The organism is Streptomyces sp. NPDC031445 (genome assembly GCF_055581365.1).
The window spans coordinates 177,849-191,358 of record NZ_JBVIJO010000009.1 but is presented as its reverse complement, the minus strand read 5'-3'; the positions used below and the strand labels follow the sequence as shown (position 1 = coordinate 191,358).

Annotated in this window: 2 protein-coding genes; one reads left to right on the top strand and one right to left on the bottom strand. The window is 76.2% G+C overall.

Going from position 1 to position 13,510, the window contains the following annotated elements:
• The first annotated feature begins 40 nt into the window (after positions 1 to 40).
• Positions 41 to 2,830, top strand: coding sequence for an AAA family ATPase (locus ACZ5DC_RS23955; RefSeq protein ID WP_468655768.1), 2,790 nt, complete (start codon positions 41 to 43; stop codon positions 2,828 to 2,830).
• A gap of 102 nt (positions 2,831 to 2,932) precedes the next feature.
• Here the strand turns inward: ACZ5DC_RS23955 and ACZ5DC_RS23950 are convergent, their stop codons facing one another.
• Positions 2,933 to 13,444 carry an SDR family NAD(P)-dependent oxidoreductase gene (locus tag ACZ5DC_RS23950; RefSeq protein ID WP_468655766.1) on the bottom strand — a complete coding sequence of 3,504 codons (10,512 nt, stop codon included), beginning with the start codon at positions 13,442 to 13,444 and terminating at the stop codon, positions 2,933 to 2,935.
• Positions 13,445 to 13,510: the final 66 nt, after the last annotated feature.

Sequence of the window (13,510 nt, the reverse complement as noted above, 5' to 3'; positions counted from 1 at the left end):
GCCACCTCGCTCGAAAAAAATGAATCTAGGGGGATCCTCGATGCACCTTTTCGGCCGTACGCGAGAACTGCAGGCCCTGGGTGAGGCGTTCGCTGACAGCGCGCGAGGACACGGCCGTCTCGTGATCATCACAGGGGGCCCAGGATCGGGCAAGACCCAGCTGGTGCATGAATTCCTGACCACGCTGAACAGCACCGGCGCCCGCATACTGACCGCCACCGCCGGTTCGGCTGAACGAGATCGGCCGATGAGCCTGGCCGGGCAATTGCTCCGCAACGCCGAGGCGGAGTGCGCGATGTCACACCACGCCCGGCCGGCGGCGCACTCCTCGGGGGACGTCCGCCGGCCCGCGGACGCCGGGCACCAGCCCGCCGGCACGTCCGACGGACACGAGAACGCGACCGAGACGCTTCTGCGTCTCGCCAGGGGCGACCGGCCCCTGGTCATCGCCGTGGACGACGCCCACGCCATGGACCGGGCCTCGTTACAGACCATCGTCCACCTGCTGCACCGCGGCCGCTCCCGGCGGGTCCTCGTGGTGTGCGCCACGTCGGGGCACTTCGCCGAGACCCGCTCGCCCGCGCACACGGAGCTGCTCCGCCAGCCCCACCGGCGCGTGCGCCTGGCTCCCCTGTCCGCGGCGAGCGTCGGCGAACTGCTCGCCGCGCAGGCCGGCCGGACCCTGCCCAGACCCGTCCGCGACGCCTACCACCGGGCCACCGCCGGCAGCCCGCTCCTCGTCCACGCCCTGCTGGACGACAGCGCCCACTTCGCCCCGGAGATCGGCCCGCCCATCGCCGGCGCCGCCTACCGCCAGGCGGTGCTGTCCCTGCTGCACCGCGGCGAGCCGGGACACGTCCGGGTGGCCCGGACCCTGGCCGCGCTCGGCACCCTGGCGGGCACCGTCCCCGTGGGAGACCTGGCCGGCACCACACCGGCCGGCACCCAGGAAGCCGTGGACGTGCTCAACTCCTCCGGCCTGCTGGACGGTCACGCCTTCCGGCACCCCACCGCCGCCGCCGCGGTGCTGGAGGACATGGAGGCCGCCGCCCGCACCCGGCTGCACGGCCGGATCGCCCAGATGCTGTACCGGTCCGGCGCGGCCGCCGTCGAGGTCGCGCACCACCTCCGGCTCGCGGACCTCGTCCCGGCGGGCTGGGGCGCGGGCGTCCTGCGCACCGCCGCGGAACAGGCCCTCGCCGCGGACGACGTGGAGCGCTGCACCGACTACCTCGGCCTGGTCCTGCGCGACTGCACCGACGAACAGGAACGCCACGCGCTGTCGGTGGCCCTCGCACGCGCGGAGTGGCGCACCAACCCGGCGGCGGCCGCCCCCCATCTGGAACCGCTGCGCGAGGCGGCGCTCGCCGGCGAACTGAGCATGCGGGACGCCGCCACGGTCCTGCGCTACCTGCTGTGGCAGGGCGACACCGAACTGGCCGCCCAGGCCGTCGCCACCCTCATCCACGCGCACTCGGCCGCCGACGCCCAGATCGTCGCCGAGGTCGAGTTCGTGCGGCAGTGGTTCTACGGCGTGGCGCTCCCCGGCAAGGGCGCCCCCGTGACCGGCCTCGACCCGCGCCGCCGGCAGGCGCACGCCGGGGCCGGCGGACTGGCCGCCCGAGTGGCGGCGCTCATCGGCGGCGAGGCCACCGACGACTCCGCCGCGGCCGTCGCCCAGGCCCTCCAGGGCCACCAACTGGACCACCTCAACCTGGAGTTGGTCGCCATGTCCCTGCTCGCGGTCGCCCACGCCGACCGGCCCGCGATCGCCGCCGAGGCCTGCGAGGCGCTGCTGGAGCGGGCCGCGGAACGCCGGGCGACGACATGGCAGGCCCTGCTCGGCTCCATCCGGGCGGAGATCGCCCTGCTCCAGGGGGACGTGACCACCGCCTCGCAGGGGGCGCTCACCGCGCTCGGCACCCTGCGCGCCGAGAGCTGGGGGGTGCTCATCGGCCTCCCGCTGTCGACGGCGATCTCCGCGCACACCGCCATGGGCTCCTACGTCGAGGCCGAGGAACTGCTCAAGCACGACGTGCCCGAACCGATGTTCCGCACCGTGTTCGGCATCCAGTACCTGCGCGCCCGCGGGCACCACTTCCTCGCCACCGACCGGCCCTTCGCGGCGCTGGGCGACTTCGAGACCTGCGGGCGGCTGCTCCGGGAGGGCAATCCCAGCCTGCAGAAGGGCATCCCCTGGCGGTCCGACCTGGCACTGGCCAACCTGCGGATCGGAAAGGCCCGCACCGCCCGGGAGTGGGCCGAGGAACAACTGAGGCTGCCCGGGGGGCACAGTTCCAGGGCCCGCGCGATGGCGCTGCGCCTGCTGGCCGCCACCTGCAAGCCGCACCGCCGGGCCTCGCTGCTGCGCGAGTCGATCGACCTGCTCAAGGCGTGCGGCGACCGGTACGCGCTGGCCCAGGCGTACGCCGACCTGTCCGCGGCGCACTACGAACTCGGCGAGTACGCCCGGGCGCGGCTGGTGGCGCGGCAGGCGGCACGGGAGGCCGAGGCGTGCCGCATCGAGTCGCCGGTCGACGCGCACCTGCTGGAGGACCCGGTACGGGCCGACGGCACCGACTCCGACGCCGGCCCCGCCATCCTGAGCGACGCGGAGTGCCGGGTCGCCGGGCTGGCCGCGCTCGGGTACACCAACCGGGAGATCAGCGCCCGGCTGCACGTCACGATCAGCACGGTCGAGCAGCACCTCACCCGGGTCTACCGCAAGCTCAACGTGGCCAACCGTTCGGAGCTGCCGTCGAAGATGCTGGACCACCGCATACCGAAGCTGTCGGACCGCTGGGCCAGCACCCACTCGTCCGCGGGCTGAGCGGTCCCGGCGGCTCGCCGTCCGCAGCCCGGGACCACCGCACGGAGCGCGGCCCCACCGGAGGTGTCCTCCGGTGGGGCCGCGCTGCGTCGCGCGCACGCCTCAGCTGAAGCTGCCCAGTTCGTCGTCCAGGATGCCGAACAGCTCGTCGGCCGTGGCCGTCTCCAGGCCCGTGTCCCCGGCGGCCCCGGTGCCGTCGTCCCGCCACTCGCCGGTGCCGTCCCAGCGCGCGCTCAGGGTGCGCAGCCGGGCCGCCACCCGGGCCCGCTGCTCCTCGTCCAGCGCGGCGGAGTCCAGCGCCGTGCCCAACAGCGCCTCCATGCGCACCACTTCGGCCTCGATGTCGACCGGATCGCCGGAGGTGTCCCCGCCCAGTTCCTCGTAGAGGTGCCGGGCGAGGGCCTCGGAGGTCGGGTAGTCGAAGGTGAGCGTGGTGGACAGCCGCAGGCCGGTGTCGGCGCTGAGCCGGTTGCGCAGGTCCAGCGCGGCGAGCGAGTCCACGCCCAGGTCGCCCAGGGAGCGCTGGGGGTCGACGGCGCCGCCGGAGCCGTGTCCGAGGACGTCGGCGACATGCCCGCACACCGTCTCCACCAGCAGCTCCAGGGCGTCGGCGGCGCTCAGCCGGGCCAGCCGCAGCGGCAGCGACTCGGCGGCTGCCGGCGCCTCGGTGGCCGCCGCACGGGCGGTGCGGCGCACGGCCGCCGGGGCGAGGCCCCGCACCAGGGCGGGGGCGTCGGCGGTGACCTGGACGCGGACCGGCAGCAGCAGGGCGCGGTCGGCGCCGGGGGCGCCCGCCTCGGTCAGCGCGCGGTCGAACAGCTCCAGCGCGCGGTCGGCGGGCAGCGGCAGGATGCCGTCGCGGGCCAGCCGGCGCAGCTCGGTCTCACCGAGACCGGCCGCCATGCCCTCCCCGGTGTCCCACAGTCCCCAGCCCAGCGAGAGGGCCGGCAGCCCCTCGGCGCGGCGCCGGGCGGCGAGGGCGTCCAGGAAGGCGTTCCCGGCGGCGTAGTTGGCCTGCCCGGCCGCGCCCAGGGTGCCGGCGGCGGAGGAGAACAGGACGAACGCGGCGAGGCCGAGGTCGCGGGTCAGCTCGTGCAGGTGCCAGGCGGCGTCGGCCTTGGGCCGCATGACCGCCTCCAGCCGCTCGGACGTGAGGTCGCTGAGCAGCCCGTCGTCGAGGACGCCGGCGGCGTGCACCACGGCGGTCAGCGGGTGCTCGGCCGGCACGGACGCCAGCAGGGCGGCGAGCGCGTCCCGGTCGGTGGCGTCGCAGGCGGCCACGGTCACCTTCGCGCCGAGGGCGGCCAGGTCGTCCAGCGCGCCGGGTTCGGGCAGCCGCCCGCCCCGGCCGGTCAGCAGCAGGTGGCGTACGCCGTGCCGGGTGACCAGGTGCCGGGCCAGCAGCCGGCCGAGGCTGCCGGTGCCTCCGGTCACGAGGACGGTGCCGTCCGGGTCGAGCGCGGGCGCCGGGCCGGGCTCCGCGTCCGTGGCCTTGGCCAGTTCCGGCACGTACACCGTGCCCGCCCGCAGGGCGAGTTCGGGTGCCCCGGTGGCGACGGCGGCCGGGAGGACGGCGGCCGAGGCGGGGTCGTCGTCGGTGTCGACGAGCACGAACCGGCCGGGGTGCTCGACCGCCGCCGCGCGCACCATGCCCCAGAGCACGGCCTGCGCCGGGTCGGGCACGGAGTCGGCGTGGACGGCCGCGGCTGACCGGGTCACCATCACCAGCGGTGCGCCGTCGGGCGCGTCGACGAGGTCCCGCCGCAGCGCGGCGAGTGCCCGCACGGCGGTCCGCCGGGCCGGCGCGGACAGGTCGTCGCCGGGTTCGCCGTCCGTGGCCACGGTGAGGGTGCGGGGCTCGGGTGCCGGGTCGGCGGGGGCGAGCGGGAGTTCGGTCCAGCGGACCCGGTACAGGTCGCCGGTTGCCGGTGCGGCCGCGTTCAGCTGTTCGGCGGTGACCTGGCGGACGCGCAGCGCGGTCACCTCGGCTACGGGGGCGCCCGTGCCGTCGTACAGGCGCAGGGTCATGTGGTCGGTGCCGTGCGGGGTGAGGCGCAGCCGGACGGCCGTGGCGCCGGTGGCGTACAGGGTGACGCCCTCCCAGGAGAAGGGCAGGGTCATCACGGTCGGGTCCTGGCCTTCGAGCAGGTCGATGGCGTGCAGGGTGGAGTCGAGCAGGGCGGGGTGCAGTGCGAAGCCGTCGGCCGCCCCGGCGTCGGGCAGGGCGAGTTCGGCCCAGACCTCCTCGCCGAGCCGCCAGGCGCCGCGCAGGCAGCGGAAGGACGGGCCGTAGTGGTAGCCCTGGCCGGCGAGATGGTCGTAGGTGCCGGTGACGTCCACGGGTACGGCTCCGGCGGGCGGCCAGTCGGCGACCGGGGCCGGCTCGGGAGCGGTGTGCGGGGCGAGGACGCCGGTGGCGTGCCGGGTCCACTCGCCGTCCGCGCCCTCCGGGCGGGCGTGCACGGTCAGCTGCCGGCGCCCCTCGGCGTCGGGGGCCACGACGGCCACCTGGAGGTGGACGGCGCCCCGCTCGGGCAGGACCAGGGGCCGTTCCAGGGTGAGTTCGTCCACGCGCGGGCACTGTGTGCGGTCGCCGGCCTGGACGGCCAGTTCGACGAAGGCGCTGCCCGGGACGAGGACGACCCCGGCGACGGCGTGGTCCGCGAGCCACGGGTGGGTGGCGAGGGACAGCCGGCCGGTGAGGGCCACCCGGTCGTCGCCGGCGAGTTCGAGGGCGGCGCCCAGCAGCGGGTGCCCGGCCGGTGCCTGGCCCAGCCCGCCGGCGTCGGTGACCGCGCCGGGCTCGTCGTCCAGCCACAGCCGCCGCCGCTGGAAGGCGTAGGTCGGCAGATCGGTGCGGCGGGCGCCGGTGCCGGCGAAGACCCGCTGCCAGTCGACGGTCACACCGCGCGCGTGGGCGGTGCCGAGCAGCGTCGCGAAGGTCCGCTCCTCGTCGCGGTCGCGGCGCAGCGCGGGCACGAACGCCGACCGTTCGGCGTCGGCCGCGGCCTGCGCGCCCATGGCCGTCAGGACGGCGTCGGGGCCGAGTTCGAGGAAGGTGCGCACCCCGTCGGCCTCCAGCGTCCGGACGCCGTCGCCGAAGCGGACCGCCTCGCGGACGTGCCGGACCCAGTACTCGGGCGCGCACAGCTCGTCCTCGCTCGCGCGTGCGCCGGTCACGTTGGAGACGACAGGGATCGCGGGGGGCGCGTAGCGCAGCTCGCGGGCCGTCTTCTCGAACTCCGCCAGCATCGGGTCCATCAGCGGGGAGTGGAAGGCGTGGCTGACCCGCAGCCGCTTGGTGCGGCGGCCGGAGAACGCCTCGGCGACGGCGGCGACGGCGGCCTCGGTGCCGGACACGACGACGGCGCGGGGTCCGTTGACGGCGGCGACGGACACCTCGGGGCCGAGGTGTTCCCGCACCTCCTCCTCGGTGGCGTCGACGGCGAGCATCGCGCCGCCGGCGGGCAGCGCCTGCATCAGCCGGCCGCGCGCGGCGACCAGCCGGGCGGCGTCCGCCAGGTCCCAGACACCGGCGACGTGGGCGGCCGTCAGTTCGCCGATGGAGTGCCCGGCGAGCCAGTCGGGGCGTACGCCGCTGGACTCCAGCAGCCGGTACAGGGCGGTCTCGACGGCGAACAGGGCGCTCTGCGTGTAGAGGGTGTGGTCGAGCAGGCCGGCCTCCTCGGTGCCGGGCTCCGCCCACATCACGTCCCGCAGCGGGCGTTCGAGGTGTGCGTCGAGCGCCTGGCAGACCTCGTCGAGGGCCTGCCGGAAGGCCGGGTGGGCGGCGTGGAGGGCGCGGCCCATGCCGGGGCGCTGGGCGCCCTGGCCGGTGAAGAGGACGGCGGTCTTGCCGTCGGCGGGCCGGCCGCGGACCACGGTGTCGGAGGCGGTGCCGTCGGCCAGCGCGGCGAGTCCGGCGAGGAGTTCGTCCCGGTCGCGGGCGACGACGGCGGCCCGGTGGGTGAGGGCGGCGCGGCCGGTGGCCAGGGAGCGGGCGAGGTCGGGCAGGGGCCGGTCGGCGACCGTGCGCAGCCGTGCGGCCTGCGCGGCCAGTGCCTCGGGGGTGGCGCCGGAGATCACGAGGGGCAGCAGCGGGGCCGGTGCCGCGTCCGTGTCCGGTGCGGGCTCCTCCGCCGGGGCCTCCTCGATGATGGTGTGGACGTTGGTGCCGCTGATGCCGAAGGAGGACACACCTGCCCGGCGCGGCCGGTCGGTGCGGGGCCAGGGCTGTTCCTCCGTCAGCAGCCGCACCTGTCCGGCGTTCCAGTCGACCTTGGTCGACGGCCGGTCCACGTGCAGGGTCCTGGGCAGCACCCCGTTGCGCATCGCCAGGACCATCTTGATGACACCCGCGACACCGGCGGCGGCCTGCGTGTGCCCGATGTTCGACTTCACCGACCCCAGCCACAGCGGGGCGCCGGCGGAGCGCTCCTGGCCGTAGGCGGCCAGCAGCGCCTGCGCCTCGATCGGATCACCCAGCGTGGTACCCGTGCCGTGCGCCTCCACCACGTCCACGTCCGCCGCCGACAACCGGGCCGACGCCAGCGCCTGCCGGATCACCCGCTGCTGCGACGGACCGTTCGGCGCGGTCAGGCCGTTGGACGCCCCGTCCTGGTTCACGGCGGAACCCCGGACGACGGCCAGCACCGGATGCCCGTTGCGCCGCGCGTCCGACAGCCGCTCCAGGACGAGCATGCCCGCGCCCTCGGACAGGGCCGTGCCGTCGGCGGCGTCGGCGAAGGACTTGGCGTGACCGTCGGAGGCCAGGTTGCGCTGCCTGCTGAAGTCCACGAACGTGTCGACGGTCGACATCACGGAGACACCGCCGGCCAGGGCCAGGGTGCACTCGCCCTGCCGCAGCGCCTGCGCGGCCAGGTGCAGTGCCACCAGGGACGACGAGCAGGCCGTGTCGACGGTGAGCGTCGGGCCCTCCAGACCGAGGGCGTAGGCGACCCGGCCGGAGGCCACGCTGCCGAGGCTGCCGTTGCCGAGGTAGTCCCGGACGGACTCCGGGACGTGCCGCAGCCGGCTGCCGTAGTCGTGGTACATGACGCCCGCGAAGACACCGGTGCGCGAGCCGCGCACGGAGTGCGGGTCGATGCCGGCCCGCTCCAGCGCCTCCCAGGACGTCTCCAGCAGCAGCCGCTGCTGCGGGTCCATGGCGAGGGCCTCGCGCGGGCCGATGCCGAAGAAGTCGGGGTCGAAGTCGGCGGCGTCGTACAGGAATCCGCCCGAGCGGGTGGAGGAGTGGCCGGCCTTGCCCGGCTCCGGGTCGTACAGGCCGTCCAGGTCCCAGCCGCGGTCGGCGGGGAAGGCGCCGATGCCGTCACCGCCGTCCGCGAGCAGCCGCCACAGGTCCTCGGGGGTGCCGACGCCGCCGGGGTAGCGGCAGGCCATGGCGACGATGGCGACCGGCTCGTCGGCTTCCCGCGCGGTGGCCTCGACGGCGGCCTCGGCCTGGTCCCCGAGGAGTTCGCCGCGCAGGAAGCCCACGAGGGCGCCCGCGTCGGGGTAGTCGAAGACGAGGGTGGCGGGCAGGCGCAGGCCGGCCGCGTTGCCGAGGCGGTTGCGCAGCTCCACGGCGGTGAGCGAGTCGAAGCCCAGCTCGCGGAAGGAGCGGCGCGGGTCGAGCGTCATGTCGCCGCCGTGGCCGAGGACGGCGGCGACGTGGGTGCGGACCAGTTCGGTGAGGGCCGCGTCGCGTTCGGCGAAACCGAGGGCGGCCAGCCGGTCGGCGAGCGACCCGGTCTCCGCGCGGGAGGCCGCGGTACGGCGGGCGCGCACGGGCACCAGGCCGCGCAGCACGGCCGGCACGTCGCCGGCACGGCGCAGGACGGCCAGGTCCAGGCCGACCGGGAGCAGCAGCGGCTCGCCGGCGCCGAGGGCGGCGTCGAGCAGCCGCAGGCCCTCCTCGGTGGCAAGGGGCCGGACGCCCGCGCGGGCCATGCGGGCCACGTCGGCGTCGGTGAGGTGGGCGGTCAGTCCGGTGCGCTGCTCCCAGAAGCCCCAGGCCAGCGAGTGCGCGGGCAGGCCCTGGTGCCTGCGGTGGGCGGCGAGCGCGTCGAGGAAGGCGTTGGCGGCGGCGTAGCCGGACTGTCCGGCGCCGTCGACCGTGCCGGCGGCGGAGGAGAACAGCACGAACGCGGCGAGGCCGAGGTCGCGGGTCAGCTCGTGCAGGTGCCAGGCGGCGTCGGCCTTGGGGCGCAGTACGGCGTCCAGGCGTTCGGGCGTCTGGTCGCTCACCAGTCCGTCGTCGAGCACACCGGCGAGGTGGACGACGGCGGTCAGCGGGTGCTCGGCCGGTACGCCGGCGAGGAGCCGGGCCAGTTGGCCGCGGTCGGCGGCGTCGCAGCGGGCCACGACGACGTCCGCGTCCAGGTCGGCGAAGTCGTCGGCGGCGGTGCCGCTGCGCCCGGCCAGCACCAGGCGGCGCACACCGTGCGCGGCGACCAGGTGCCGGGCGACCAAGGCGCCGAGCACGCCGGTGCCGCCGGTGATCAGCACGGTGCCGTCCGGGTCGAGGGCGGGCGCCTGTCCCGCCGGCGTGGCGCGGGCGAGCCGGGGCACGTGCACGGTGCCGTTGCGCAGGGCGAGCTGGGGTTCCCCGGTGGCCGCCGCGACGGCCACGGCGGCGTCGGCGTCTGCGCCGTCCACGAGTACGAACCGCTCCGGGTGCTCGCCCTGCGCGGCCCGGACCAGGCCCCACACGGCGGCCCCCGCCAGATCGGTGACGTCCTCCTCCCCCACGGCGACGGCGCCCCGCGTGAGCACCAGCAGCCGTGCGGAGGCGGTGCGTTCGTCGGCCAGCCAGTCCTGTACGGCGGCCAGCACCCGCTCGGTCGCCCGGCGCGCGCCGGTGACCGGGTCGGGGTCGCCGGCCGGCAGCACCACCCAGGCGGGCACGGTGTCCAGCGCGGCCGGGCCGTGCTCGTCCAGGACGGCGAAGCCGGGCGCGGGCGCCTCGGGCACGGGCAGGGCCGGCCAGTCCAGGCGGTACAGGTCGTCCGGGCGGGCGGCCTGGGTGAGGGCGGCCGGGTCGACGGGCCGGGAGACGAGGGCCTCCACCTCGGCGACCGGGGCGCCCGTGGGGTCGGCGAGCTGGATGGCGAGCGTCTCACCGCCGTGCAGCCGGACCCGCAGGGCGGTGGCCCCGGCCGCGTACAGCGAGACCCCGGTCCAGGCGAAGGGCAGCCGGGCGGTGACCTGGCCGTCGGCGGGGGAACCGTCCGCGGCGAGGCCGTCGGCGTGCAGGGCGGCGTCGAACAGGGCCGGGTGCAGGGCGAAACCCTCGCGCTCGACCGGCAGTTCGACCTCGGCGAAGGTCTCGTCGCCGCGCCGCCAGACCGCGCGCAGCCCCTGGAAGGCGGGCCCGTAGTCGTAGCCGAGGCCGGTGAGGCGGTCGTAGGCGTCCTCGACCGGCACGGGGCGCGCGCCCCGGGGCGGCCAGGCCGTCAGGTCGAAGGACGGCGGGGCGGACCGAGGGGCGAGCAGGCCGGTGGCGTGCAGGGTCCAGGCCGTGTCGTCGGCGCCCTCGGGGCGGGAGTGGACGGTCAGCGCGCGGTGTCCGCCCTCGTCGGCGGCGGCCACGTGCAGCTGGAGCTGGACCGCGCCCCGCTCGGGCAGCGGCAGCGGTGCCTGGAGGGTCAGTTCGGCGAGGTGTCCGCAGCCGAGGTCGTGGCCCGCGCCGAGCGCCAGCTCGACCAGGGCGGTGCCGGGCAGCAGGGTGGTGCCGGACACGGCGTGGTCGGCCAGCCAGGGGGCGGTGGCGGTGGAGAGGCGGCCGGTGAACAGGGTGCCGCCCTCGGCGACCGGGACGGCGGCGCCCAGCAGCGGGTGGCCGGTGGTGTCGAGGCCGGCGGCGGTGACGTCACCGCCGGCGGCGGACCGGCCGAGCCAGTACCGGTCGCGCTGGAAGGCGTAGGTGGGCAGGTCGGCGGCGCGGACCGGCATGCCGTCGAACACGGCGGACCAGTCGACCGGGACGCCCGCGACGAAGGCCTCGCCCAGCGCGGTCAGCACGCGTTCCGGGCCGCCGTCGTCGCGGCGCAGCGAGCCGAGGCCGGTGACGTCGGCGCCGGCGGCGTCGGCGGTCTCCTCGATGCTGTGCAGCAGCACGGGGTGCGGGCTGCACTCCACGAACACCCCGTACCCGGCGTCGAGCAGGGTGCGGGTGGTGGGCTCGAACAGCACGCTCTGGCGCAGGTTGGTGTACCAGTAGCCGGCGTCGAGGCGCGTGGTGTCGAGCCGGGCGCCGGTGACGGTGGAGTAGAACGGCACCTCGGCGGGCCGGGCCTGGACGCCCGCCAGGTCGGCGAGGAGCCGCTCCCTGATCGACTCGACGTGCGCGGAGTGCGAGGCGTAGTCCACGGGGAGCCGCTTGGCCCGGTCGCCGCCGGCCACGATCGTCTCCCGGAGTTCGTCGAGGGCGTCGGCGTCGCCGGACAGCACCACGGAGGAGGCGCCGTTGACGGCGGCCACCGAGACCCGGCCGTCGTAGCGGGCGATGAGGTCGCGCACCCGGGCCTCGGGCAGCGCCACCGACATCATGCCGCCGCGGCCGGAGAGTTCGCGGGCGATGGCCTGGCTGCGCAGGGCGACGACGCGGGCGCCGTCGGCGAGGGAGAGCGCGCCGGCCACGCAGGCGGCGGCGATCTCGCCCTGGGAGTGGCCGATGACGGCGGCGGGCCGCACGCCGTGGGCGCGCCACACCTCGGCGAGCGACACCATGATCGCCCACAGCACGGGCTGGACGACGTCCACCCGCTCCAGCGGCTGCCGCGCCCGCACGGTCTCGATGAGGTCCCAGTCGGTGACGGGTGCGAGGGCGGCGGCGCAGTCGGTCATGCGCGCGGCGAACTCGGGCGAGGTGTCGAGCAGGTCGGCGGCCATCCCGGCCCACTGGGAGCCCTGTCCGGGGAAGACGAAGGCGATCCGGGACTCGGCCGCGGGCCTGCCGCGTACCACGTTGGGCGCGGTGCCGCCTTCGGCGAGGGCGGTCAGGCCCGCGGTGAGGGCGGGCAGGCCGGCGCCGGTGACGACGGCCCGTTCGGTGAGCGCGGCGCGTCCGGTGGCGAGGGTGTGGGCGACGTCGGGGACGGGGTCGGCGCCGGTGGTGAGGTGGTCCAGGAGGCCGCGGGCCTGGGCGGCGAGGCCCTGTTCGCCGTGGCCGGACAGCACCAGCGGCAGCGGTCCGGTCCAGGAGGGGTCCTCCGCGCGGGCCTCGGGCTCCGGGGCGGCCTCGATGATGACGTGGGCGTTGGTGCCGCTGATGCCGAAGGAGGAGACGGCGGCGCGGCGGGGCTCGCCGTCGGCGGGCCAGTCGCGGGCGTCCCTCAGCAGTTCGACGGCGCCCTCCGCCCAGTCGACCTGGGAGGTCGGCTGTTCGGCGTGCAGGGTCCTGGGCAGCCGGCCGTGCCGCATGGCCATCACCATCTTGATGACGCCGGCGACACCGGCGGCGGCCTGGGTGTGCCCGATGTTGGACTTGACCGAGCCGAGCCACAGCGGTTCGGCGCGGCCCTGGCCGTAGGTAGCGAGCAGGGCCTGGGCCTCGATCGGGTCGCCGAGCGGGGTGCCGGTGCCGTGGGCCTCGACGGCGTGCACCTGGCGGGGTTCCAGGCGGGCGTCGGCGAGGGCGGCGCGGATGACCCGCTGCTGGGAGGGGCCGTTGGGGGCGGTCAGGCCGTTGGAGGCGCCGTCCTGGTTGACGGCCGAGCCGCGCACCACGGCCAGGACGCGGTGGCCGTGGCGCCGGGCGTCGCCGAGCCGTTCCAGCAGGAGCAGGCCGGCGCCCTCACCCCAGCCGGTGCCGTCCGCGCCCTCCGCGAAGGACTTGCAGCGGCCGTCCAGCGCGAGCCCGCGCTGGCGGGAGAAGTCGATGAAGGTGTCCGGGGTGGACATGACCGTGACGCCGCCCGCGAGGGCGAGGTCGCACTCGCCGGTGCGCAGTGCCTGCACCGCGAGGTGCAGGGCGACGAGCGAGGAGGAGCAGGCGGTGTCGACGGTGACGGCGGGGCCTTCCAGGCCGAGGGTGTAGGAGACGCGGCCGGAGGCGACGCTGCCCAGGTTGCCGTTGCCGAGGTAGCCCTCGACGCCCTCCGGTACCTCGGTGAGCCAGCTGCCGTAGTCGTGGTACATGACGCCGGCGTAGATGCCGGTGCGGCTGCCCTTGAGGGTGTGCGGGTCGATGCCGGCGCGTTCGAAGGCCTCCCAGGACGTCTCCAGCAGCAGCCGCTGCTGCGGGTCCATGGCGATGGCCTCGCGGGGGCTGATGCCGAAGAAGCCGGGGTCGAACCGCGGCGCGTCGTACAGGAACCCGCCCTCGCGCACATGTGTCTTGCCGGGGGCGTCGGGGTCGGGGTCGTAGATGCCCTCGACGTCCCAGCCGCGGTCCGCGGGGAAGTCGCCGACGGCGTCCGTGCCGGTGTCGACCAGTTCCCACAGCTGTTCGGGGGTGGTGACGCCGCCGGGGTAGCGGCAGCTCATGGCGACGATCGCGACGGGCTCCTGCGCCGCATCGGTGAGCTGGGCGTTCTGCTGGCGCAGCCGCTCGTTCTCGAGCAATGACTCGCGCAGCGCCTCGACGATCTGCTCGACGGATGTGTCCACGGTCGGTGTCGCTCCCTGCTGGTTCGGCGGCGCTGGTGACGCGGTGGAGGTGCGCCGGTACGGGTG

Bases quoted from the DNA above. Each gene is read 5' to 3' on its own strand.
- ACZ5DC_RS23955 (WP_468655768.1), top strand. From the start codon at position 41: ATGCACCTTTTCGGCCGTACGCGAGAACTGCAGGCCCTGGGTGAGGCG.